General features: G+C 66.6%; 17 protein-coding genes. 9 read left to right on the top strand and 8 right to left on the bottom strand.

The window, feature by feature from the left end:
* Nucleotides 1-388: 388 nt before the first annotated feature.
* Complete coding sequence (locus tag IT359_19770; protein MCC6931237.1) at nucleotides 389-931, bottom strand: hypothetical protein; 543 nt, start codon at nucleotides 929-931, stop codon at nucleotides 389-391.
* A 1,190-nt stretch (nucleotides 932-2,121) separates the two neighbouring features.
* Nucleotides 2,122-2,430 carry a hypothetical protein gene (locus IT359_19765; protein MCC6931236.1) on the bottom strand — a complete coding sequence of 103 codons (309 nt, stop codon included), beginning with the start codon at nucleotides 2,428-2,430 and terminating at the stop codon, nucleotides 2,122-2,124.
* A 1,103-nt stretch (nucleotides 2,431-3,533) separates the two neighbouring features.
* Here IT359_19765 and IT359_19760 point away from each other — a divergent pair.
* From IT359_19760 to IT359_19745, 4 genes are all read left to right on the top strand, one after another.
* A complete protein-coding gene (locus IT359_19760; GenBank protein MCC6931235.1) occupies nucleotides 3,534-4,517 on the top strand; it encodes a hypothetical protein in 984 nt (327 codons plus the stop codon).
* 140 nt (nucleotides 4,518-4,657) lie between these two features.
* Complete coding sequence (locus IT359_19755) at nucleotides 4,658-5,041, top strand: hypothetical protein (GenBank protein MCC6931234.1); 384 nt, start codon at nucleotides 4,658-4,660, stop codon at nucleotides 5,039-5,041.
* Between the two features lie 208 nt (nucleotides 5,042-5,249).
* Nucleotides 5,250-6,281: a hypothetical protein gene (locus IT359_19750; protein MCC6931233.1), complete on the top strand. Its 1,032-nt coding sequence runs from the start codon at nucleotides 5,250-5,252 to the stop codon at nucleotides 6,279-6,281.
* Nucleotides 6,282-6,818: 537 nt separating this feature from the next.
* Nucleotides 6,819-7,754, top strand: a complete 936-nt coding sequence (locus IT359_19745) for a hypothetical protein (protein ID MCC6931232.1) — start codon at nucleotides 6,819-6,821, stop codon at nucleotides 7,752-7,754.
* Here IT359_19745 and IT359_19740 read toward each other — a convergent pair.
* The 4 genes from IT359_19740 to IT359_19725 all read right to left on the bottom strand — a co-directional run bounded on the left by IT359_19740 (nucleotide 7,751) and on the right by IT359_19725 (nucleotide 13,623).
* Nucleotides 7,751-8,707 carry a hypothetical protein gene (locus IT359_19740; protein ID MCC6931231.1) on the bottom strand — a complete coding sequence of 319 codons (957 nt, stop codon included), beginning with the start codon at nucleotides 8,705-8,707 and terminating at the stop codon, nucleotides 7,751-7,753. The two genes, IT359_19745 and IT359_19740, sit on opposite strands and share 4 nt — an antisense overlap.
* Before the next feature lie 1,597 nt (nucleotides 8,708-10,304).
* The gene (locus IT359_19735) at nucleotides 10,305-11,522 is read right to left on the bottom strand and encodes a hypothetical protein (GenBank protein ID MCC6931230.1); all 1,218 of its coding nucleotides are present in this window, start codon (nucleotides 11,520-11,522) and stop codon (nucleotides 10,305-10,307) included.
* Between the two features lie 1,164 nt (nucleotides 11,523-12,686).
* Nucleotides 12,687-12,860 (bottom strand): hypothetical protein, encoded by a 174-nt coding sequence (locus tag IT359_19730; protein MCC6931229.1) that lies wholly within the window; start codon nucleotides 12,858-12,860, stop codon nucleotides 12,687-12,689.
* Nucleotides 12,853-13,623 carry a hypothetical protein gene (locus tag IT359_19725; protein ID MCC6931228.1) on the bottom strand — a complete coding sequence of 257 codons (771 nt, stop codon included), beginning with the start codon at nucleotides 13,621-13,623 and terminating at the stop codon, nucleotides 12,853-12,855. Before IT359_19725 ends, IT359_19730 begins: the two co-directional genes overlap by 8 nt.
* 252 nt (nucleotides 13,624-13,875) lie before the next feature.
* On the opposite strand from IT359_19725, the gene IT359_19720 reads away from it, so the two are divergent.
* From IT359_19720 to IT359_19705, 4 genes are all read left to right on the top strand, one after another.
* The gene (locus IT359_19720) at nucleotides 13,876-15,087 is read left to right on the top strand and encodes a hypothetical protein (GenBank protein MCC6931227.1); all 1,212 of its coding nucleotides are present in this window, start codon (nucleotides 13,876-13,878) and stop codon (nucleotides 15,085-15,087) included.
* Nucleotides 15,088-15,124: 37 nt separating this feature from the next.
* The gene (locus tag IT359_19715) at nucleotides 15,125-15,376 is read left to right on the top strand and encodes a hypothetical protein (GenBank protein MCC6931226.1); all 252 of its coding nucleotides are present in this window, start codon (nucleotides 15,125-15,127) and stop codon (nucleotides 15,374-15,376) included.
* A gap of 308 nt (nucleotides 15,377-15,684) precedes the next feature.
* Nucleotides 15,685-16,755 carry a hypothetical protein gene (locus IT359_19710; protein MCC6931225.1) on the top strand — a complete coding sequence of 357 codons (1,071 nt, stop codon included), beginning with the start codon at nucleotides 15,685-15,687 and terminating at the stop codon, nucleotides 16,753-16,755.
* A 138-nt stretch (nucleotides 16,756-16,893) separates the two neighbouring features.
* Nucleotides 16,894-17,667: a rhomboid family intramembrane serine protease gene (locus IT359_19705; protein ID MCC6931224.1), complete on the top strand. Its 774-nt coding sequence runs from the start codon at nucleotides 16,894-16,896 to the stop codon at nucleotides 17,665-17,667.
* A gap of 68 nt (nucleotides 17,668-17,735) precedes the next feature.
* On the opposite strand, the gene IT359_19700 is transcribed toward IT359_19705, so the two are convergent.
* Nucleotides 17,736-18,947 carry a hypothetical protein gene (locus tag IT359_19700; protein MCC6931223.1) on the bottom strand — a complete coding sequence of 404 codons (1,212 nt, stop codon included), beginning with the start codon at nucleotides 18,945-18,947 and terminating at the stop codon, nucleotides 17,736-17,738.
* 252 nt (nucleotides 18,948-19,199) lie between these two features.
* Here IT359_19700 and IT359_19695 point away from each other — a divergent pair, with 252 nt between their 5' ends.
* Nucleotides 19,200-22,043 carry a PAS domain S-box protein gene (locus IT359_19695; GenBank protein MCC6931222.1) on the top strand — a complete coding sequence of 948 codons (2,844 nt, stop codon included), beginning with the start codon at nucleotides 19,200-19,202 and terminating at the stop codon, nucleotides 22,041-22,043.
* A 337-nt stretch (nucleotides 22,044-22,380) separates the two neighbouring features.
* Here the strand turns inward: IT359_19695 and IT359_19690 are convergent, their stop codons facing one another.
* Nucleotides 22,381-22,965: an LPP20 family lipoprotein gene (locus IT359_19690; protein MCC6931221.1), complete on the bottom strand. Its 585-nt coding sequence runs from the start codon at nucleotides 22,963-22,965 to the stop codon at nucleotides 22,381-22,383.
* Between the last annotated feature and the right edge of the window lie 422 nt (nucleotides 22,966-23,387).

Raw genomic sequence — 23,387 nt, 5'->3', positions numbered from 1 at the left:
GCTGACGCGACCGTGGCGCGGTTCGAGGCCAAGCAGGCGAAGCGCCATGGCATCGTATACCACGAAGTGGTCGCGAGTCGCGCGCACCTGAAGCGGGAGTAGGATGGTTGTGTCAATGGCGTCGCCGCCGACCTGCCAAGCCTGACGCAGACGCACGGCCGTGAGGTTGCGCGTGGTGGATTGCTTCGGCAGAACGCGCGAGCCGGACGTGCGCACCTCGTGCTTCAGGGAGGCGGTCTGCCGTGCGCGTAGGTCATCGCGCGTGGTAGGCCGTGTCCGCCCGGACGAAACTGTGGCAAGCGCCACCGAGATGACTACGAAAGGCAAGTAGGGGAGGCAGTACTTCGTCATTCGGATCGTGTAGCTGGCGACTAGTGTAGGCGGCGCGTCACTGCGGAGACAAACCGAGCGCAGCGATTGCACGGATGGCGCGATACATGTCGTCTGCTGTCGATGGCACCGATACAGCTGCGCGGAGACGGCCGTTCCCATCTGTAATGATCAGGCTCGGCGTGACCTCCCGACTGGACAACAGACGTCCTGCAGACTGCATCACTAACACTGGAAAGCCCTGCGCGCGCGCCTCACGTGCCGCGTCGCGCGTGCGACGGATTGGGAACGGCGAGTCGAACAACAGCACGGCGACAGGGGAAGCGAAGTCGTGATGCGATAGTCGAAGCCTTACCTGCCGAGCGAACCACATGAACTCGAGACATTTGGAGTCGTGAAGTACCAGCACCGGCAAGAGCCGGCGATCGTGCATGCCACTGGCTTGCACGGCCGCGTGAGTGTCGAGCGCGAACGATGCACGATGGCGATTCGATGCGCGGCTGCCAATCGCATACAGGGTAACACCAACCACGACACCGCAGCTTGCGATAAGCCGCCGCGAGGCCGGAAAGAACGCCGGAAGTCTGCCGAACCGTCGCATTCTCTCCGGTCCGTGGCCGGTGAACTCCGCGCTCTACTCGTCGGTCTCCTTGTCTCCGATCAATTCCACATAGCAACCTGGACCGCACACCTCCGAAAGGTCGACACGCTTGCAGTAGTCCTGCGTAACGGAAGGGCACGCGCCAGCCTGCTCTTCCGCTCTGGTGTCCCTTGCGTGCGCGGCGAGCAATGCGCATGCAACCAGCCCCGAAAAGATCGCCACTCGCTTCATACACCACTCCATGCATGATGTGTGTTGGCGCGATTGCGCCCCTCTACTGCGCGCCACTGGCTCCGACGTCCGCCGCGAGCCGGCGACAACGCTGGAAGCGCGAGCAACAACCGACAAGCGCGAGTATGCGACGGGAATGCGACGCAATCCGGCGACCCCCCCAGAGCGACGCTGAGTCTCGAGTTCGCGAGAGGCCTCCCGAGCGCCGCAGGCGGCCCTGCGCGTCGAAGAATCAGGCACGAGCCAGTCGGGAGGGCGTCCTCAAGTGAAAGGTCGTTATGCTCCGTGGCCTCCGGTGCACGGGCTTGCGCATGGCGTCGTCTCAGATCACTCAGCGGCTGTCATACGTCTCGCTCGGCGCTCTGACGCTATCGATGTTCACCGTGCCTCGGCGCGCTGACGCGCGACGGTACTGCGACGTAGCGCCTTGTTCGTGCACTGAGCCTCCAATCCGGCGACGCACGATGACGCGGCGCTCCCAAGCTACATCGCGACCCGCTGCCCTCTCCGGCAAATACGAGTGAGACGCGTCGCTCACCTGCACGAGTTACCGCAAGCAGCCGATGCCGAGCAATGTACCTGGATCTCGGACTCGGCACGATAGTCCGCGCGAAGCACTGCCAATGCGAGGGCTCACATCTCAGCGAGGCCGGACAACAGAGTGAAGTGAACGTGGTACACGGAGGACTCTCGTTGGACATACTGGTCTCTCGACGCCAGATCCGGCAATCGACGACTTGACGCCCGCGGCCCACCGACCAAGAATCTCCTGCGTTGAGGAAATACGTCGCACGACTGGTTAGTCGCGCCTGAAGCGCATTGACTGAGTGTCGGGGGCCATCCGGGATGGGAGACGAAATGCATGCGGTGCTCGGCTGCGGGGGGGGGGCGCCGTACTGATTCTCGCGAGCGAATCGACGGCGGCGATGTTCATAGACGATGCCACCGCATCGATGGCATTACGCGACGCCGACCTGGAGCGCGTGCATTTCGAGAACGTGCCCGACCTCGCGGCGCTGTGCGGGCGGTTGCATCGCAGCGATGCGGATGTCGCAGCAGTAGTGATCGACCCCGAACTCGCCGCCCCAGACGAACTCGCGGCGCTGAGCGTGGCGCTTGAACTCCAGCGGGCGCGACATGAGTTGCGCGTCGTGCTCTACGCGAGTCCCTCCCCATCCGCCATGCACGCGGTACGTCGCGTCGTAGCGTGTATGGCGTGCGAACTCGTCGTGCGTGGCGTTGACCCGATGCCGGCGTGGCTCGTGCATGGTCGGTCATCCGCCACGCTACCAGCACATCCCAAGGAAGCCCTGGAGCAGCTCACGAGGCTGCCGGCGCGTTTCCGCATCGCGTGGATCCGGAGTGTAGCGGGTACCAGCGCACCTAACGTGAAGCGCGTGGCGGCGTCGGCGAGCGTGCAGCGAAGAACGCTGGAACGCGTTCACAGGGACTCGGGAGCCTGGACGCCGGCGCGGCTGATGCGCGCCCTCGTCATCGCTGCGCAGCAGCGAGCTCCTCTGCAGGTGCAAGGAGCGGTGAACAAGTCGGTTCGAGACGCGTCAGAGTGATGCGGGAAAGATGGTGAGCGACGAGCCAAGCATCCGCCTTCGTAGATGAGTCGAACGCCAGGACTCGCACGTGCAAACCGTTGTGGCTGCCAGGTGGCGCGGTGTCGCACTCTCGTCGCATCTCGCCGCTTTGCCGGTGGAGAATGCCGCAGTAGCCTGGCGTGTGCCACGGCGTCGACCTAACGACAGGCTGGGAGTGGTGCCGAGGCAGATCGTGGTGGCGACGGAACGGCTCGGGAGGCGACAGCGTGATCACGTAGCGCGTACTATCGGACATTCAGAACGGAGGGTGTGCGTATGCAACGCAAATGGATTCTGTCCCTCGCCGTTGCATTCATCGGTGTCGGGATTGCGGCCGGCGAGGCCCAGGCAATCTGCAACAACGGCGGAACGCTTCAGTACGCCTGCATGTCGTGGCAACAGGATTGTGCTCCGACGTGGATTCACAGCTGCTACTGTTGCGTGTAGATCCCTGATCTTCAGCGCAGTTGTTGTTTCGGTCTGACGTTGAAGTAGGACGTGATTCGATGCCATCGCCTCCCGGCCTGGTGCGAGCGCGACCCACCTCGCGAATCGTGTGTGGCGTCGGGGCAAGTAGACGCGAAGCGAATACCGACTGGAGCCTGCCAGCCTGATTTCACGGAGGGAGTGTGGGGATCAATAGACTTCGTCCGGCGTGGGTCGTGGGCCGTCGTGTACTGAACCAACTCCTTTGTGGTGCACTCGTCTTGGCCGGTGCCGGATGTGACTCAGACAGGATCGGCGAAGTGAGGAAGCCGCAGTTGCGCGGTCCAATCCTCGAGATGATCGACTCGGTGGACCTGCTGGAGCGCGACGGCGTCTTCGTGTCGAAGCCCAATGATGTCCTCGTACTACCGAACCACGACCTGCTCGTATCCGATGTGGCCGTGGGAAGCGTCCTCCGATTCTCCAGTCGTGGCGAGCTGCTGGGGCGGCTAGGGCGAAGAGGGCGAGGGCCAGGCGAGTTTGTTTCGCCGGGTTGGATGGCACGCGCCAGCGACTCCGTGCTGCTGGTGCAGAATGCACCGGCGTTTCGAATCGAGGCGTTTGACTTACGAGCCGGCACCTGGCTGTGGGGTAGGCGCTTCGAGGCAAAGACGACGACCGGGTTGGCCGCCCGGGAGAACGACGTGCTTCTGGGGTTGCTGGACGCGCAACGGAAGACGTCGTTCGTGGAGTTTCCCGACTCGTCATCGGCTCTTTTGTATCGCGGCAGGCTTCCGGCCGATGCCCACGCGGATCCGCTGCTTACTGACGCCTTTCGTCTCACGCAGCTCGCGGCGCGCGGTGGGCGCATCGCGCAGGCCTTCGAAGTGTCGAACTGGATCTATCTGTTCGACGCAACGGCGGCGTCGGTCGATAGCTTCCACATCGTGGTTGCGCGACGCAAAGGCGCGCCGGTGCGATTGCTGCCGTTGCTTCGCTCCAACCAGCAGTTGGCGATGAAGGCGGTCAACCACGTCTCTCAGCCTGTCGCGCTCGGGTGGCTCAACGATGCGCTCCTGGGATTGGTCACGGTTGATCCGGATCGAACCAGCGTGCGGTATCGTGGTCAGGCGTTCGTCAGCGTCGTCGACCTCAACGCTCGACGCGCCTGCGTTGATGCACCGCTCGATGTGCCTTCAGATCCAGCGCCAGTAGCGACGTTCGCGGGCGATACCTTGTTCGTCGTGTATCAGGACATTGGGACCACTGGCGCCGCAGTCACACGAGTGCGTCGCATGAAGGTCGGTCTTGGGCAGTGCTCGTGGGAACCGACTGGGTAAAGCGGGGAGAGGGTTCTTCACGGCCGCTGTCGTGCGGACGCCAGTGGCGGCTCGCCAGTCTGATCTTGGCTGGCGTGGCTCTGGGCGCGTGTGACCGCGACCGGCTTGGTGCCGGCACGCGAATCGGAGAGGATCAGTTCGTGTCCGAGTTGCTCGATACGGTCAAGGCGACCGCGATTCTCTTCTACAGTCCCGACGACTGCTTCTCGTGCATCACCCCGATCGCTGAATGGCGCGAAGTCGACGCGAGCGGTCGCGTCCAGGTTTCCATCGTCTTGACCCGCCCCCCGACTCGTGAAGAGACGCGGTCGCTGAACCTTCAGCGAATACGGGTCGCGGGCGTTTACGAGCGCCCGTGGGCGAAGCGCGGGGCATTCTCGCCACGGGAAGTCCTGCTCGATTCTGCGGGAGCCGCGCTGTCGACGGTGGACGATCCCAGACGCGGTGTAACGTCAGCGCTGCGAAGCGCTATCGCGAGGGTACGCGCCGCTGGACGGCCTCAGTTCATCCCGTACATTCCCTAGCGCTCTCGGTTGCACGCACCTGGACGGATGGAACCAGCACGAGGCACTATTGTATTCCCACCGTGGTAGCCGATATGGATGCGGGATGCGCGCGCTCCCGGCGAGCGCGCGGGTGACCTCTCTCGCAGTTCTCCTTTTGGCGTGCGCGTGTGACTGGCGGGCAAGTGGCGCGCCAGACTCGCTGCAAGCGGAGGATTCCAGCGGTGTAGTGCTCCTGCGTGACAGCGTTGATGTCGTGCTGCCGACATCCGTATCGGGAAGGTTGCTGCGAGTGGAGAGTGGCCGTTCCGCCGGACAGATGGTGCTCGTCTTTCGTGGCCCGGATCAGGTGGTGATCATCGAACATGGTGACCGGGAAAGCGTTCAGTCGATCGATGTGACGTTCGCTGACACGACGGCGAGGCTTCTGGCGGTAGCCCCCACGTCGTACACGGGTGGCTTGGCGTTAGGCTATCCTTCCGGAGAAGTCCTGCCGGTCCACTGGTCGACACGCTCGGTTGCTGACCGTACATCCCTCCCGTCACCCGCGGCGGTCAACCGCGATACCATAGCCGAGTTGCGACCAACAGCGATCGCCGTCAGCAGCAAGCGCTACGCGATCGCGAGTGTGAGTGCGGAGCGCGGACTCGAGGTCTTGGCCGTCAAGTCCGGGACGCGAACGTGGCGCGTCGGAGTGCTGCGGACCTTGCTGGCGGAAGTGCCGCGCGCCGCGACGATCTTCGGCGGACTCAGGATCTCGTCGACGGAGTCGCTCATCGCCGTGGCCACGGACCTATCCGACAACGCATACATCTTTCGCGGGCAATCCCTGAGCGTCGATTCCGTCCGACTCACGCCGTCCCGAAGGCGCGGAGCTCGGACCGACCTCGCCCGTCGAATCTGGCTCGCCGACTCTCTGGCGAAGATCGATCTGCTCCTCGAGCCGTCGTCCGCTGCTGCCGCTGCGATCGTGGGTGACTCTCTGCTCGCGGTGGTCTTCCTCGATCAGGTCGAGCGCTCCGGCTTCATGGGCGGCGAGGCGTACCTTCAGCTTGCGCCGCTTGCCGGCCAAGTCTCGTGCGGTGATATCGCCGTTCCGGGATCCATCTTTCCGATTCGACAGTTCGCGCTGGACAAGGGGGGCGTGCTCGAGGCCGTGCGGGTGATCAGTGCGCCTCGCGAGCGTCCGATCCGGCTCCGAATGACTCGGTTCGCGATTCGGCCTGAGAAGTGTTCCTGGACGGCGTCGTCGATGCACTGATGACTGGAGCATGACGGCAATCGCGCCCCAACACTAGAGCTGGGCCTCGCCTTCTCATGCGCGTTGGTCGCCCGTCGACCATCGCCCACGAGAGGATGCGCACCGAAGTCTTCAGGCGAGACATGCAGCTCACCACGTCACCAGCGCCCGGCCGGACGGAGGTCTGATGATTGCCATGCTGCTCCTAAGACTGGCTCCTCGGCGTATCCCGGGATGCTGACGATGTCGAGCGCGTCGAGATGTGGGCAATCGTTCAAGACAGCGATGGGCGGGATTAGGTCCGCGCTCCTCATCGTGGCCATGCTCCTGCGCTGCGGCGTCGTCCCCCTGGCCGCGCAACCTGCAACCTCGACAACGCGCGACAGCGGTGGCCTGAGAATCGTCGAGCATCGCCACCTGCGCACCGGCGCGCCGCGGTTGCGGCTGAGGGAACCGCCACTTCTCGTCCTCGGCGGCGATCGACTCAGCGAGTCCGAGACGTTCGACGCCCGTCAGGCGTACCTGAGCGTGGTGGAGCTGACGAATGGCTCCCTCGTCGTGAACGACATGGCCGCGCTCAAGTTCTTCTCGCGCACTGGTGCGCTGCAGCGCGTGGTTGGCCGTCGCGGTGCCGGTCCCGGCGAGTTTCAGCAGGTACGCGAGATCTGCGTCATGCGCGGAGATTCGCTGCTCGTGATCGACGCCGCCACCGGCCGCTTCACGCTCTGGGACAGCGCTGGCCGACTCGTGGCAACACATATGCGCTTCGCGTACGTGCCGAGTGGTGCCTGCACCGCGAACGGCACCCTGATTACGCGAAGCGCGGGGGCAGCAGTGGTATCGCGCAAGGGTCGCAGCGTTACGCAGTACGACGAGTTCAAGCCGGATGGCACACGCGTCCGGAGTGTCGGGCTATTGCCGCAGCCGCCAATCAGCGGTCCGATCATTCAGGAGCTTCGCCTTGGCTCGGCTGGTAACACGCTCTGGATCGGTGATCCGCAGGCGGGCGAACTCTGGATCAGCAAGCTTCCGCTCGCGGTGCACACGATCGTTCGCATGCTCGATCCACGCCCCGCGATCACGGAAGAGGTGTGGCGCCGGGAGATCGAGTCGCGGTTCGGAACGGCACCCGTGCCTCGGGCACAACGCGAGCGTGTGACAGAACGACTCATGAAGGTGCCACGCCCCGCCTTCGACCCGGCGTTCCTGGAGATGCGAGTCGATCCCGATGGCCGTGCATGGATCAGCGACTACCGCGATCGGGCGCGCTGGACGGTGTTCGATGCACTCGGCGGTTTGGTGGGGCAGCTCGTGCTGCCGCCCTTTACCGACCCGGCCAGCCCGCAGCTCGCGGCTGTGCTGTCGAGAGGGCGCGTAGCCCTCCTGGCGCGCACAGCTGACGGTTTCCCTGAGCTGCGCATCCATGCGGTCGAGCTGCCGCGCGGCGCGACCAGGGAGGAGTCGGGAAAGCGTGGGGTGGTTCGGGAGCGTTAGGAGCGTGTGCGTGGGTGGTCGGTGCTCGCGCGTTTGACGAGCTCTTCCAGGGTTGGAGCGAAACGGACGGCACGCACGAACGGCTCCCCCTCGTCCGTCTCACCGGCGAGCAGCATTACTCCGTGGCCATATGTCATGTACTTCGCGGCAAAGGGCAACTGGAGCGAGAACAAGTAGTCGCCGTTGCGCAACGAGTAGAAGTCGAGCAGGCGGAGCTTCAGCGTCGACGTGCCTTCGAAGAGCACGGCGAATGCGTCGCCCACGCTGGATACGCTGGCGGTCGAGTAGGCGCTCCCGGGTTGCATCCGCCACGATCCCCTTGCCGGCGACACCGCGCGAGCCAGCGGGATACGCTCGACCCATTCGCCCGCCACACGTGTACCGGCCTCGTCGAGGATGGCGAAGCGCGGACCAAAGGAGAGCGTGAGCACGCACGCCTCGCCAGCAGCAACGGTGAAGAGCTTCGACTGGCGTACGATCGGAGGCTCCATCGACAACTCGGGCCAGGGCAACGCCGTTGTGACGCCTTCCGTGGAACCGGCCGGAATGCGTTCGAGCTCCTTGTCCACGATCCCTCGCAGGCGCAACTGCGCGCCACGAAGCTCGCACAATCCCCGCGGGTTCACGCCCACCGCGAAGTCAGTGGCGGCGCCGGGTCTTCCGTCTTCCCTGACCGGGGTAAGCCGTTGATTCCCGTGGTCGATCACATTCACACCGCCCTCGAGGCGCGGGCCCACGGTGGCGACGCCCCCAAACTCGTTCGGGCCGCGGCCCGCGCGCCCAAAGCGCCACGCGACTCTTCCCGTGACGGGATCGAGCGCGGTGAGGTTCCGCGCAACCGCGTCGTAGACGACGAAGTGATGTGTCGTCGCTGCGATCGCCTGCGGGAGCAGAAACGTGGTGTCACCCGGGGCCCCGCCGATCGACCAGGAGACGGTAACGCGCGCGTCCACGAAGCGCCGTCTCCGTTGTTGCTCATTCCCCTTGACGAGCGCCGCGCGATCTCGCGCATCGACAGGAGCGTGCAGGAGAACCTGCACATTGGGCTTTGGTCGAACGTAGACGGCGGTCGAGAGGACCGGGAATTGCAGAAGTGTGCACACCGCGGCCGGTATGCCCAGATACCCGGCTCTCGAGAACTGAGGAAGCCGAGTGGCGCGAGGAGTGGCCGTGCCGAGCGTTTCGCTAGCGCGCATGCCAACGTCGTAGTTCGAGAACCGCCATGGTCACAGCGTACATGTCGCGCGCTGTGCCGCCGATGCGAAATGCTGAGACAGCCGTGCCCCGTGAGTCGAGAAGCAGTAGCGTTGCTGCGGATCGCCCATCGAGACGGCCTTCGTCGAGCGACCACCAGTCCACTACTCTCGAAACGCGAAACCCCGATCTTCGGTACGTCCGTTCCGCCGGAGACGGTTCTCCAGGATACCGCCAGGGCGGGACCGTGATCTGCACGCTGATCGGATGGAAGTCAGGCGATACGAACTTGGTTCGAAGCAGCCTCGCGAACCAGAGGTACTCGAGGCAGTCGGAAGAGCGCAACACAACGATCGGATACAACGCATCGCTGATGCTGTCCGGTGCTGGCGAGGCCTGCGTTGCCGCGACCTGAGCCGTGAGGACGGTTGCCAGAGTCACGAGCGAGCAACGCAGGCCGCGCCGGGAGCCGGACGCGCGAGCTCTATGACTCGGCGTGGCATCTCGAGACCAACGCACTGCAATGGCCGGCGGCAATGTCCGTGTGCGAGTGGCCCGCCTACGAACGGCCGATGATCTGGACGTAGCAACCAGGTCCGCAGACCTCGGTGAGGTCAATCGTGTTGCATACTTCGTTCACGACTTCTGGACAGGCCGCTGCGGCAACAGCTGCGTCCGCTCGGACACCCGCCAGTGCCAGGCCAAGCGCGGATGCAACAAGTGCAACGAGGAGCGCGCGACGCATGGGAAAGCCTCCGTGGAGACGGTGCCCCATTCAAGGCGATCAGGACGGCGCTGACACGAATGGAGTCATAAGATTGTTGACGATGCCGTCGATGGTCGACGACAGTAGGTGCGCGCCGCCGCATGCAACAAGAGGAGAGATGCGACGAAATACCCCCAAAGTGCGACAGCGCCCCCACCCGAGTGGGCAGTGACGCGTCGCATCCTCGTCGCATCTTGGCGCTGGCTGCATCGCGAAAGGAGTCCTAACCTTGTCCCCGCACTGTCGCGGATTGTCCGGTTGAACGCAAACGAACGCGGAGGCGGTCATGTGCAGTGCCCGATCCCGATGGCGTTGGGCTGCGATCTTTTGGACGTGAAGGACGAGGGCCGGGCGAGCTGTTCGCCGCCTCCGAACTCGTGCCCCTCGCCGACGACAGCGTCCTGGTCATCGATGGTAGCGTCCTGGTCGAGCGGCTGTTCGATACCGTCGTCGAGATGATCGACCCTCGGGCGCTGCGCGTGCTGACTCGCACGCGACTTCCGGAATATGTCGTGAGCGCGATGCGCGATGCGCGATGGGCGTGTGGCGAAGTTCACGACGACGGACGAAGGCGTGCAGGTAGTGGAGAGTCACCTCGCCCCTTTGCGTCTCAAGGCGTACGCCTCCACCGACGTTGCTCCCTCCCCGTCCGTGCGAATCCCGAGCACGAAGTCCCGACCGATCTGCGTCGGCTCGAACCCTGCCCGAAGCACGAACGTTCCGAGCATGGTGCCGCGAGTGTCGAAAACACGCGCCGTGCGCGCCGTCGCCGCGCGATCGGCGGGCGCGACGTAGGAGAGGACCCAGAGCAGTCCCTCGGAATCGATGAGCAATCGTCCGAGCAGCGGGAACGAACCCGGGATGGGCATCTGCTGGAAGAGCGGTCGAATGGCGCCGTCGATGACACGCTGCCGCAGGGCGGGAACGTTGCTGTAGAGCAGCGTCGCCTCCGCGATGCGTCGCTCGAGCTCGCGCGCGACGTCCGCCGCGGCGACGGCGCGCGGCGCCTCCTGCCAGCGGATGGACGTGACTCCGCTATCGCCAAACTGGCGGTGGTATACGACCGCAGAATCCGACTCCGCGAACCAGATCGCATCGCGGGAGAATGCGACGAGCGGCTCGGGCGAGAACGGCACCTCGGACTGCAGTTCGCCGGGCCCCTGGAACCGGGCTGCATCCCGCATGTGGTGCAGGAGCTGGAAACCGCTCCAGTCAGGAGCGAACAGGAGGAATGAGGTGCGTGGGCGCGTGGTCTCGGCGACTGGCCGTGGCGTGATGACGTTCATCGTCCGCGCCGCAACTCGCCCGTCCGGCAAGACGTCCAGCGGAATGAGGAAGCGCATGCTCGAATCGCCGCCGATCGACGTCCACGAACGGGCGAAGTGCCCGCTGGAGTCGAAGATCGAAAAGGTGCGCGTTAGGCCACCTTCGAAGGTGATCAATGAGTCGGCCCCCGTGCGCCAGAGGGCGGCAATCGCCCCGAACTCACCCGGCCCTTTCCCTCGCCGCCCAACCGTTCGGACGAGAGCGCCGCTCGTCGAATAGAACTCGAGGCGAACGCTCTGCGCGGATGCCACGACCGTGTGGCCGTTGGAGAGTCGCACTGCCCCGACGGCGTCGAGCGGGCCGGCGCCCGTGGCGTCGTCGTAGCGCAGGACGTAGTGAGGATCGCGCGCGAGCTCCAGTCGAGCGTCCGCGACTGATTGCGCCGACTGCGTGACAGCCGGCGGCGGGGGCGCCTTTTCGGAGTCGCCAGCGCATGCGACGCTGCAAGCCGCCAGGATGACTGCTGACGCTTTCGTCCTCACATGTCCTCGTTTGATGCGTGATTCCGCTCGTTGCTGCCGCCGACGGACCCTTTCCACGTTCGGACTGGGGTTTCACGCGCGCGATTCTCGGGTGGTCGCATGCGGCGGTAAAGTTGCACAGTGGCATGCTCGCCTCGCCGACCGTCGCCGCCCGATGCGCTCTCCAGTCTTGCTCCTCACGAAGCCACCGGCCACCCTCGCGCCACGATGTGTCGTATCGCGATCGCATCCCGTGCGTGAGCGCTTCAGATCGTGACTCGAGCGCTTCACATCGTCCACTCGTCAGCCCGCGCTGCTCCGTTGCAACCGCGCACTGCCCGCTGACAGCGTCGCACTGTGCCCTTGCAATTCCGCGCTGCCACTTCGCAGATCGAATGCGTTGCCTCACCAGGCAGCGCAGCGTCCTCGCAACTCCGCAGAGTCACCTCACCACACTTCGCAACGTCCTCGCAACTCCGCAGAGTCACCTCACCACACCTCGCAGCGTCCTCGCAACTCCGCAGAGTCTCCTCACCAAGTCGCACAGTGTCCTCGCAACTCCGCACCGTCACCTCACCACGCCGCGTAGCGTCCTTTCAACTCCGCGGAGTCTCCTCACCAAGTCGCACAGCGTCTTCGCAACGCCGCAGAGTCACCTCACCACGCTGCGAAGCGTTCTTGCAACGCCGCACAGTCACCTCACCACGCCGCGCTGCGTCCTAGCAGCGCCGCGGAGTCGCCTCATCACGCCGCGCAGCGTCCTTGCGCCTCCGCATCGTCTCCTTGCAACGTCGCATAGTCACCTCGCCGAGCCGTGCAGCGCACATGCCTGTCCGCAGGGGCTCCTCACCGCACCGCATTCTTCTCTTGCAGCGCCGCAGTGTGCCCTGACCGCGCTGCACGGTGTCCTTGCCACGCTGCATCGCACCCTTGCCACGCCGCACAACGACCTCGCCAGTGCGCATAGCGTCCTCGCCGAGCCGCACAGTCGATTTCACGGCCCGCGCACCGACATTCTGGCACCGCGCGATCCTCATCGCTGGCATCTCATCAACGCGAGACCGCGTCGCAACGCCGTGTCGAGAACAATGAAGGCACTCGCGCGACGCACACCCCTCTACCTAATCCCCCGGAGCGATCGTCCTGTCAAGGGCTACCAATTCGGCGTACCGCAGCGCGGGAGTCTCACCGCAACGCCCGCGTCACCAGCGACTCCAACGACGGCGTCACGGAGAACGTGCGCACGAACGGCGCCCCGTCCTCGGTCTCGCCCGATAGCACTGTCAACCCGTGACCGACAGCGATGGCCTTGGCGGGGAAGGGAAGCTCGATCGAGAAGAGATAGCGGACGTCAACCACCGAATAGAAGTCGACGAAACGACGTCGCTTCGGTCCTCGGCCCACGAAGAGGACCGCAAAGGCATTCCCGACGGCGGTCGCCCCGTCGATCGACTTCACGCTCGGCAGCAGCTCCCACGAGCCCTTGCCGAGCGACTTCGCCTCCCCCAGCGGCACGTCCTCGATCCAGCGCGCGAGCGCGCGAACGCCCGATGCATCGAGCCGCCCGCAGCTCCGGCCACGGCAGGTCCTCGGTCGACGTTGCGCCTGTCGGGAGCTGCACGCGCTCGATCACTCCGCTCTCGGTCGAGCGCAGGTAGATGCGCGTGTCCCCCGCTTCGCACACGCCACGCGGATTGACTCCCAGCCGGTAGTCGACGCGCGGCCCCTGCTTGCCGTCTTCCGTGACTTCGGTGAGGCGCGACAGCGCCCAGTCGACCACGAAGGTGCCACCAGCCTTGCGCGCGGTGACCTTGGCGACGCCGCCAAACTCTCCCGGGCCGCGCCCCGGACGCCCGAAACGCCAGGCGATGCGCCCGGTCCTTGGCGACAGCGCCAGCATCCGCTGCGCCGCGCCGTCATACACCACGAAGTGCTCGAGTGTGGCGCGCACATCGAGCGGGATGAGCAGCGTCGTGTCGTTCACGTCGCCACCGACGCTCCACACCGGTGTGAGCGCCACGCGCTGCACCCGCCGTGACTGCGCCGCCCCCTCTCGCGCCCCCGTTGCGCCTCCCACGCTCGCCAGAAGCAATGTCACTCCAATCAGCGGCCTGATCGCCATCCTCCCCTCCCGCGTTGTTGGTCGCGCGCAAGCCGTCACCCTTCGCTCCTTCGCGTCTTCGCGTGAGACCGCCGTTGATCTTGTCACACGAAGCCGCGAAGCCGCGAAGCCGCGAAGAAGCGAAGGTACTGTCGACGCGCCTGCCAGGACATGATTACGGTTGACGGCCGCCACTTGCAACCCCACGTTGGGGGGGGCGGAGCGACGCGCGGGGTCTTGGCGTGGTACCTATCGGCCGACCGGGGAGAGGGAATGCTTACGCCTGCATGGTGTCGACGGCTGCTTGGCGGAAAGGAGCGACGTATCGCGATGATCGTCGCCCTCCTGTCATGTGCGCCCAATGCGGGCGCTGCGCAGCTCGCCGCCCCAATCCACGTCGAGGCGCGCGCACTCCTCGACATCGGTGGCGCCAACGCGGTGGGGCCGGCGCAGTTGGCGCGCGTGCGCGGCGTCATGCGACTCGCTGGCGGCGTGATCGTTGTGGCCGACGCGGGATCGTCCGAACTGCGGTACTTCACCGCAGCGGGTGGGCACATCCGCACGGCGGCGGGACGCGGATCGGGGCCGGGCGAGGTGGAGGGCTTCGATGCCGCGGTAGCGGTCGATGACTCGATCTACGCCTTCGACCAGCGCGGGCCGCTCGTGGTCTTCGATTCGGGCGGGCGATACGTTAGGCGTATCGAGCTTGGCGAGAACCCGCCGGGGATGACATTCGGGTGGCCGCGCGGCGTGATGCGAGGCGGGGCCGTCGCCGGCCTTCGCTGGCGCATGACCATCCGCACGCTCGGCGAGCTGCAAGCGGACTCGACGCTCCTCGTGGTCAAGGCTGCATCTGGCGGCGAGGAGCGCGTACTCGCACGCTATCCGCGCTGGGAGGGATTCGAGCTGCGCGCTGGCGCTCGCCCGGCGCCACGCGCTTTCTCGGGCGACGTCGTGCTCGCCACGGCGGCGCGCGAACTCTGCGCCGGCTTCTCGCGAACGTTCGATATCACCTGCCGCGACGCCGCGGGGCGCCTCACCCGACGCATCACCATGCCGAACGCCGAGCGACCGGTGACCGAGGCCATGCGCTCGGGACTGCGCCGCGCACTCGGCGGGATTGCGCCCGACGGGTCGCAACGGCTGCAGGGTGCACCGCGCACCGCGCGCGAAGCGTTGGCGCGGTCCATGGAGTTTGCCCGCACGCTTCCCGAGTTCTCCAGGCTCCTCATCGCCCGCGACGACCGACTCTGGGTGCGCATCGCCGAGCCGGAGGACTTCTTCCCGCGCTGGGGCGGATCACCCGCGCGCGTCGCGAGTCGCTGGCGCTTGTTTGAGCGCAGTGGCGAACGCACCCGCGACGTCATCCTCCCCGCAAGCTTCGACCTGTTCGATGCGGGGGCGGACTGGGTGCTCGGCGTGCAGTGGGATGAGGACGACGCAGAGCATGTGGTGATGTACCGGCTGCAGGGTGCGCGACGATGAGGGTGCAGGCGACAGCCCTCCCCGCTCGCGTCGCGCGGTGCGCGCCGACACGGAGACGTCGGTGGTTGCCAGCATCGAACTCGGTGAGAGTTCGCCGTCTTGGGACATGTTGGAGCGCCTTCTCGCCGTCGCTGGCGTCGAGCTGGAGGCGCGACTGGTTCCCTGCGTGGTGATCGACTCGCGCGTGCTGGATGACGTGGCGCGCATCCGTCGCCTGTCGCCCGAGGATCGTCTGGCGGAGGTCGCGAACGTGAGCCGCTTTCTCGCGGCCGCGCGCCGCAGCACGTGAACGCGTCCGGCGCTGCGTCATGGGAACCCGCCGGCCGCAATGGCGAAGCGTACCTGCGCGCCGACGCGAGTTTCGCACCAAACGCACCGAAGTATCCCCAGCGCGCCTCGAGCGCGCCACCGCCGTCTCCCTTTGCTCCTTCGCGCCTTCGCGTGAGACCGCCGTTGATCTTCTCACGCGTAGCCGCGAAGCCGCGAAGGCTACGGCCGCTCGCCATAGGCTTGACGGTCGCGTGGCGCACGCCAGAATTGAAGCGCAATCGTACAACGGGAGGGTGGGATGCGTAAGCTTGAACGTTGCGTATGCGGATGACTTGGCCCCATCTCACACCGCTCGTCGCACTCGGTCTCGGGCTCGTCTCACGTCCCGTTGCACCCGCGGGCGCGGACGCCGGGCTCCCTGACCTACTCACGAGCCAACCTCCCAGGTGGACCGCCCCTCGTCGCGACGCCGGTCTCACTCTGCGCCTCCTCTGGCGCTCCGACACGCAACGCGGCGCTGCCACGCTCATCTATCCGATCGACGTCGTCTTCGCGGCGCAGGGGCTGGCGATCTACGATCACGGCGAGAAGCACGTGCAAGTCGTGGACGCGGCCACCGGGCGCGCGCGCTTCGCCGTCGGTCGACATGGGCCAGGGCCTGGTGAGTTCGGCGACTATGCCGTGACGTTCTTCGGCCCGCCGTCACGAGCGCTGATGGTCGAGGCGCTCGACGGCCGGGTGACAGCGCTCGAGGGGGACAAGCTCGTGCCGCAGCGGGTGCCGAGGGAGCAACGGTGGTCGAGCGGGTGCACGTGGGGGAGCGATCGGTTCCTGCTGCAGGTGCATGGAAATGGAGCACACGACAGCTTCGTGGTCTCGACCGGGGACGGCGCGCGCATCATCGATTCGGTCGCAGCCCCCTGGCCGCGCCATCGCACGCTCCCATTCCTCGTGCGGCAGGCGCCACTTAGGCAACTCGACGACGCGACGTGCGCGTACCTCCCCGTGTATCAACGGGAGTTCGCCATCATCTCACACAAGGCGCCGCCCATGACGGGGGTACACGTGGAGGTGCTCCCCGAGGCGCGCGAGGACATCCGCGGCACACGCACGCGCCGGGTGCACTCGCTGGCGGATGGAACCAAGGCAGGGGCGCGTGACACTGCAGCGTGGCGCGACGCGCTGCTGGTGAGCTTTTGGGGAACGTCGCCGCACCGCCGTCGCGTGCTGGACGTCTACGACCGCCGCACGCTCGCCTATCGCGGATCACTGCTCGTCCCCCACGAGATCGACCACCTCGCGGTTCACGGCGACACGCTCGCGGTGACGGCCGAGGTGGACGATGTCCCGGTGGTGGCGGTCTTCCTCCTCGGGCGCAGCGGCACGTCGGCGCGCTAGCGTTCGTCGCACCTTCGAGCGCGCCAACGCCGCGAAGCCCCCAAGGCACCAGCGCCCCGAACCATGCGCCGCGGGTGTACCTTGCAGTCGCCAGGAAGAAACCGCAAACCGCCGCCGAGCCCTTCGCGTCCCCCCCTCGTGACCCCCGCCGTCCTCGTCCTCCTCCTCGCCAACATCGCGGTCTATCTCCTCCAGGGGATGGTCCCCGCGCTCGACGACGCCTTTGCCTTCATCCCCGGCGCGATCCTCACGCGCCCGTGGACGCTGGTGACGTACATGTTCCTCCACGGGAACCTGTCGCACATCGCCTTCAACATGCTGGCGCTCTACTTCTTTGGGCAGCGCATCGAGGCGCGCATGGGGTCGCGCGAGTTCCTCACGCTGTACTTCGCCAGCGGCATCACCGGCGCGCTCCTCTCGATGCTCTTCTCGGGGTCGCCGATCATCGGCGCGTCGGGGGGGATCTTTGGCGTGATGCTCGCCTTTGCCTGGTTCTGGCCTGACGAGCGCGTCTTCCTCTGGGGGGTGCTCCCGGTCCCGGCCAGGGTGCTGGTGATCGGGACGACGGCGCTCGCCCTGTTTGGCGGCTTTGGGGGGAGTCGTGACGGCGTGGCGCACTTCGCGCACCTCGGCGGCTACGTTGGCGCCTACCTCTACCTCAAGTGGCTCGACCGCAACCGCGGGAAGTTCCGCAAACTGGCGACAGCGCCGTCCAAGGTGGACGAGCAGAAGGTGGAGAAGTGGCGCTCGGTCGACCTGTCGGGGGTGCACGAGGTGAATCGCCCCGAGGTGCGCCGCATCCTCGACAAGATCGCGGCCGACGGGGTGGGGAAGCTCACGGCGCAGGAGAAGACGTTCCTCGCCGCGTTCCTCGACGTGAACGAAGTGGCGCGGGAAGGGCCGGCGAGCTGAAGTCGTGCGCCTGACGGAAGCGGCGCCGCGCGCGCGCCAATGCGCCGCGCGCGACGACGCGCCTCCTCCTACGGCACGCGGTACCGCTGCAGGTACTGCAGGTCGTCCGCGTCGATGCGCACCACGTAGGCGGTCCCGTTCCCGAGCCCGACGAGGCGCGTCTTCGTCGGCAGCGCGACCTGCTTCACCACCTTCGCGTTCGCATCGAGCACGTCGTACTTGGGGGCATCGTCGCCGGCCTGGCGCGTGCGGTTGACCCACACGTCGCCGTTAGGCGCCACGAAGACGGCGTTCTCGAGGAAGGGGGGGAGGAGTTCCGGCCAGTTCCCGGGATCGGGGAGGTTGGCGGGGGGCGGGCCGGTGCGCACGGACTGGCGCCCATTCTCCACGGTTACCATGAGCGACGTGGCCTGCTTGCGCGAGTCGCGCCACTCCTGCTTGTGCTTCTCGGTGACCTTGATGGGAGTGAAGGGGATCACGGCCGTCGCCCCCTTGCCCGCCGCTCCGTACCACTCGACGCGATACTCGGGGGCGCGCAGGACGACGACGCGCCCGTCAGGCGCAACACCCCATTCGTCGCGCGGGGAGAAGGGGTTCGCCACCCCCATCCGCACCTCCATGCGACCGCCGCCGCCCGACGTCTGCACGTTCTCCTTGGCCGGTCTCACCCAGGCCAGCGTGTCGATCTTCCTGGTCCCGCGATCGTAGCGCAGGATGGGGAGTGAGTCGGCGACCTTGGGGGGCTGCCCCGGGCGCGGCTCGCTGAACGCTTGCCCCGTCCAGTACAGGCGCCCCCTCGCGTCTGCATAACGAGGGGCCGACCCGCCGATGCGCACGGTCCCGCCCCCGGGGCCCGGCTGCGACGGGCGCTCGATGGTGATGAAGGGCCCCGCCTTTCCGTCCGGGAGGACGACCAGGAGGCGGCTGTTGAGCATGTCGTACACGCCTGACGAGTCGCCGGGGAGCGGCACGAGTCGCGACGGGAAGGCATACTCGCCCGGCCCCGACCCCTCGCGCCCCACCTTGGTCCCGCTCCCCGACTTGAAGTCGACGACCTGGATGATCTTGTCGCGCGCATCGATCGCCACCACACGCCCGTCCCTGAGTTCGCGAATGCCGGTCAGCGATGTGAACGGCTCGGAGAACTCGACCTCCGGCTTGCCGAGCGTGCGCGGCGCCTGTGCGGACGCGCTCGCAGGGGAGAGGATAGGTGTGAGCACTCCAATCGCGACGAGTGCCGGGAGGCGTAGGCGCGCAAACGAGCGGTGCAAGTCGTACATGGAATCGTGCTCCGGTGCGTGGGCGAAGGGTGCAGTAGCGTTCAAGAGCCGTGCTATGGCATTCAGGGGGTGCGCGACGCGCGTTCATGACGAGCCGCACCAAGGTCGTCGTATCGAGTTAGTCTTTGCCAATCGCGCAAAGGTTTACGACGTGTGTCGAATCGTTGTGCGAGACACTCGCCAACCCGTGCGGCTTCGTCAAGCCAAACGCGCGTGAGTCCGACACTACCCGGTATGGGGATCCTTCGCACCGTGCCGCGCGTTTCGGGGAGCGATGCCGGCAGGCATGCGCTCGCGACTTCTCCCTCGACCTCGACGACCGCCCGCGACGTGGCGCGCCCCGATGGGCCGGACTGGATCCCAACGGAAGAGGAACGTTCGATCCTCCTCGACCCGGCTCGGCTCACGCTTCTGCACGAGGCGCGACTGCTCGACGTGGCGCCGCCTGACGAGTTCGAACGGCTGGTCAGCCTCCTCGCCCGCGCGTTAGGCGTCCCGCTCGCCTACCTCAGCATCGTCGATGGCGACCGCCAGTTCTTCCTCTCGGCGGTTGGGTTGCCCGAGCCGCTGGCCACCACGCGCGAGTCTGGGCTCGACGCATCGTTCTGCAAGCACGTCGTGCTCGACCAGGCGCCGCTGGTGATTCCCGATGCGAGCTCCGAGCCGCGCGTGGCGGGCAACCTCGCCATCGAGGCGTTAGGCATTGGCGCCTACATCGGTGTCCCGGTGGGGACCGCGGACGGCGTGCGCATCGGGGCGCTGTGCGTGGTGGACCGCGAGCCGCACGCCTGGAAGGACGAGGAACAACAGGTGGTGATCGACACCGCGCGCGTGGTCGAGGAGCTGCTGGCGGCTCGCGTGTCGCGCGTGGCGGTGGAGCGCGAGCGGCGTGACAAGCTCCAGATCCTGCATCGCATCACCGAAGGGTTCGTCACGCTCGACCGCGATTGGCGCGTCGTCTTCGCCAACGCAGCGGCCGGGCGCCTGGCGCGCACGCTCCCCGACCACGCGGTGGGGAGCACGCTCTGGGAACTCATGCCATCGCTCGCCGACTCCGACGTGGGCGAGTGGCTGCGCGAGCGCATGGGGACGACCGGGACCTATGAATACGAGTGGAAGGGCATTGCCAACCCCGGCTGGTTCGAGATGCGCCTGGTCTGCTCGAGCGCCAGCATGTCGCTCTACATCCGCGACATCTCGCGTCGCAAGCAGACAGAACTCGCGCTCGCGGCCAGCGAGTACCGCTATCGCCAACTGACGAATGTCGCCACGGCGGGAATCTTCGAGACCGATGCGACGGGCACGTGCGTGTTCGTGAACGAGGCGTGCAGTGAGATTGCCGGGCGCCCCACGGGCGAGCTGCTCGGTGCCGGATGGGAGTGCTGCATTCACCCCGACGATCGCCCGGGGGTGATGCGCGACTGGTCGGAGATGACGCGCACCTGCGGTGAACTTCGCCGCGAGTGCCGCTTGGTCCGGCCTGGCGGTGCCATTCGCTGGGTGGCGGCGCAAGCGACGCCGCTGCGCGATGGACAGGGGAACGTCACCGGCTTCATCGGCACGCTGGCCGACATCACCGAGCGCAAGGCACACGAGGAGCAGCTCCGCGTGGTCAACGAGCGATTGCAGCTGGCGCTGCTGGGCTCGGACATCGGGTTGTGGGACTGGCATGTGCCGTCGGGCAAGGTGCACTTCAGCGAGCGCCTCCCGCGCATGCTGGGCTTTGCGCCTGACGAGTTTCACGGGCACGTGTCGGCATGGGCGTCGCGCATCCACCCCGACGACGTGGGCGACGTGACGCGCGACCTGACGGCGCACCTGGAGGGCGCGACTCCCTTCTACCGCAGCGCGCACCGCCTGATGACCAAGAGCGGGCGCTGGAAGTGGATCCTCGACGCCGGCGCCGTGGTCGAGCGCGACTGCAGCGGTGCGCCGGTGCGCGCGATCGGGACGCACGTCGACATCGACAATGCCAAGGGGGCCGAGGCGAGGTTCCGGCTGTTGTTCGAGCAGTCGCGCGAACCCATGCTCCTGCTCGATCAGACCGGCGTCGTCGAGTGCAACCGGGCCACGCTCGACACCCTGCGCATCAGCGACGAGTCGGAGGTGCTGGGCGTCGGGCTGCGCTCGTTCTATCCGCCGACGCAACCGGACGGCGTCCCCTCCACGGCTGGCGAGCAGTGGCACGCCGCCATCGCGCGCCGCGTGAAGGAGGACCAATTCGAGTGGACATTTGTCCGTCGCGACGGGACGAGCGTCCCGCTGGAGATCAGCGTCGCGCGCGCCGAGCACAAAGGGGGAGAGCTGTACCTCATGACGTGGCACGACCTCACGCAGCAGCGCGAGAACGAGCGCATCCTGCGCGAGGCCAAGGAGGCCGCCGAGCTGGCGAGCCGCACGAAGTCCGAGTTCCTCGCCCGCATGTCGCACGAGCTGCGCTCGCCGCTCAACTCGATCATCGGCTTCTCCGGCCTCCTCCAGCGGCAAGTGCCGTCGGAAATACCCTCGACCGTGCCGACCTACCTGGACCGCATCTACGCCAACGGCGTACACCTGCTCGGGCTCATCAACAACCTGCTTGACATCGCGCGTATCGAGGCCGGCAAGACCGAGGTGGTGTTGTCGCGCGGCGATGTGGCGCAGCTGGTGCGCGAGACCGTGCAGCAGCTGGAAGGCGAGGCCGCCGGGCGTCCCATCGTGCTGCGCGTCGAGATTCCCGCGGAGGCGGCGTGGCTGGAGTGCGATCACGACAAGCTGCGCCAGGTCCTGATCAACCTCGTGGGGAATGCGATCAAGTTCACGCCGTCGGGCGAGGTGGTCGTCCGTTTGCAGCTGTCGAACGCCGGCGTGCCCGTGGCGATCGAGGTCCAGGATTCGGGGGTGGGGATCGCCGCCGACCGGCTGCGGGCCATCTTCGAGCCGTTCGAGCAGGGGGAGAGCGGAACCAACCGGCGCTTTGGCGGGACCGGGCTGGGGCTGGCGATCAGCAAGCAGCTCTGCGACCTGATGGGGTATCACCTCTCCGTCGTCTCGCGTCCCGGCGCGGGGAGCACGTTCCGCGTGGCATTCGAGGGGGGCGCGGGGGAGGACGCGTAGCGCTCGACCGCGAGCGCGTCACGCCTGTGGAGGTGCGTGTGGGTGTGAGATGCGTTCTTCCACAGGGAGCGCGGAGTTTCACGGGGGGCGTTGCGGACCGTTCTCCGGCGGCGCAGGGGTGGAGGTGTGAGACGATCTTCACCACAGGGAGCACGGAGTTTCACGGCGGGCGTTGCTGACCGTTCTCCGGCGGCGCGCGAAGCCTGGGGCGCGCCTGACGCGTGCCCCTGACGCACGCTCCTGACGCACGCTCCTGACGCACGCTCCTGACGCGCGTCCCTCGCGCGGTTCCTTCTTCGCGCGGCCCCCGTAGCGCGCGTCCCTTACCGCGCGTCGCCTAACGCGGAATCCCGTTCTCCCGCTTCCAGGCCTCGTAGCGTTGCACCTCGGCGTCGAGTTCCTTGAAGACCTCGGTGCCGCGGAAGCGCGTGTAGAGCTGCTCCTGTGCGCGAATCTGCTCGAGGAGCTTCTTGCTGGCCTCGCCGACCGGGAGTTCCATGAGGACCGTGGCGCGATACACGTCACCCTCGGTGCGGAGCGTCTGCTGCCTGGCGCGCGTCCCGTACAGCGACTGGGAGACCACGGCCTTGTAGGCTTGCGTGTACTGGTCGAGGAGCTGCGACCCCTCGCGCCCGACTTCCTCCACGAAGCGCTTGGAGAGCGACCCGTACTTCACCTCGAGCTGCTGCGCGAGTCCGTTGCGCCCTTCGGCTTCGGCCTTGTTGATCGCCACCTGCACGTCGCGCGAGACCGCGGTGGCCGGGGCGAAGAGGAAGTTCTTGTCGGTTGGCGGCTTGAGATACCAGCCTGGGAGCCCCTTGATCGTCTCCCGGCTCGCCGCCGGTGACAGGTCGGTCGAGCGCGGGGAACGGTGACAGGCGGCCGCCAGAAGCAGGATGAGAGCGAGCGATCGGCGCATCATGAGAGTCGGGGGAAGGCTTCCTTGGGAGTATCGGCCGGTCAGGGCGAAGTCGAGAGCAGCCCCCCTTCCCAGCGAAAGCTGGGACCCATTAGTCGCGGCGCTGCGCCCGGCAGGTGGTTCCCACTCGCGAGAGTTCGGTCTCACACGAAGCCACGAAGCCGCGAAGCCGCGAAGCCGCGAAGCCACGAAGCCACGAAGAAACGAAGCCGCGAAGAAGCAAAGCCGCGAAGAAACGAAGCCACGAAGAAACGAACCACGAAGAAACGAAGTCGCGAAGAAACGAAGCCGCGAAGAAACGAAGCCGCGAAGAAGCGAAGAGACGAGGGAACGCCCCCCTTTCCCAGCGAAAGCTGGGACCCATTTGTCGCAGCGCTGCGCCCGGCTGGTGGCTCCCACTCACGAGAGTTCGGTCTCACACGAAG

The organism is Gemmatimonadaceae bacterium (assembly GCA_020852815.1).
In the GTDB taxonomy this organism is placed as follows: domain Bacteria; phylum Gemmatimonadota; class Gemmatimonadetes; order Gemmatimonadales; family Gemmatimonadaceae; genus SCN-70-22.
This window is presented reverse-complemented; position numbering and strand designations above follow the sequence as displayed.

Coding starts and splice junctions, on each gene's coding strand:
- IT359_19770 (MCC6931237.1), bottom strand. CDS start 931: ATGCGACGGTTCGGCAGACTTCCGGCGTTCTTTCCGGCCTCGCGGCGG.
- IT359_19765 (MCC6931236.1), bottom strand. CDS start 2,430: ATGCACGAGCCACGCCGGCATCGGGTCAACGCCACGCACGACGAGTTC.
- IT359_19760 (MCC6931235.1), top strand. CDS start 3,534: ATGATCGACTCGGTGGACCTGCTGGAGCGCGACGGCGTCTTCGTGTCG.
- IT359_19725 (MCC6931228.1), bottom strand. CDS start 13,623: ATGGCGATCAGGCCGCTGATTGGAGTGACATTGCTTCTGGCGAGCGTG.
- IT359_19720 (MCC6931227.1), top strand. CDS start 13,876: ATGCTTACGCCTGCATGGTGTCGACGGCTGCTTGGCGGAAAGGAGCGA.
- IT359_19710 (MCC6931225.1), top strand. CDS start 15,685: ATGACTTGGCCCCATCTCACACCGCTCGTCGCACTCGGTCTCGGGCTC.
- IT359_19700 (MCC6931223.1), bottom strand. CDS start 18,947: ATGTACGACTTGCACCGCTCGTTTGCGCGCCTACGCCTCCCGGCACTC.
- IT359_19690 (MCC6931221.1), bottom strand. CDS start 22,965: ATGATGCGCCGATCGCTCGCTCTCATCCTGCTTCTGGCGGCCGCCTGT.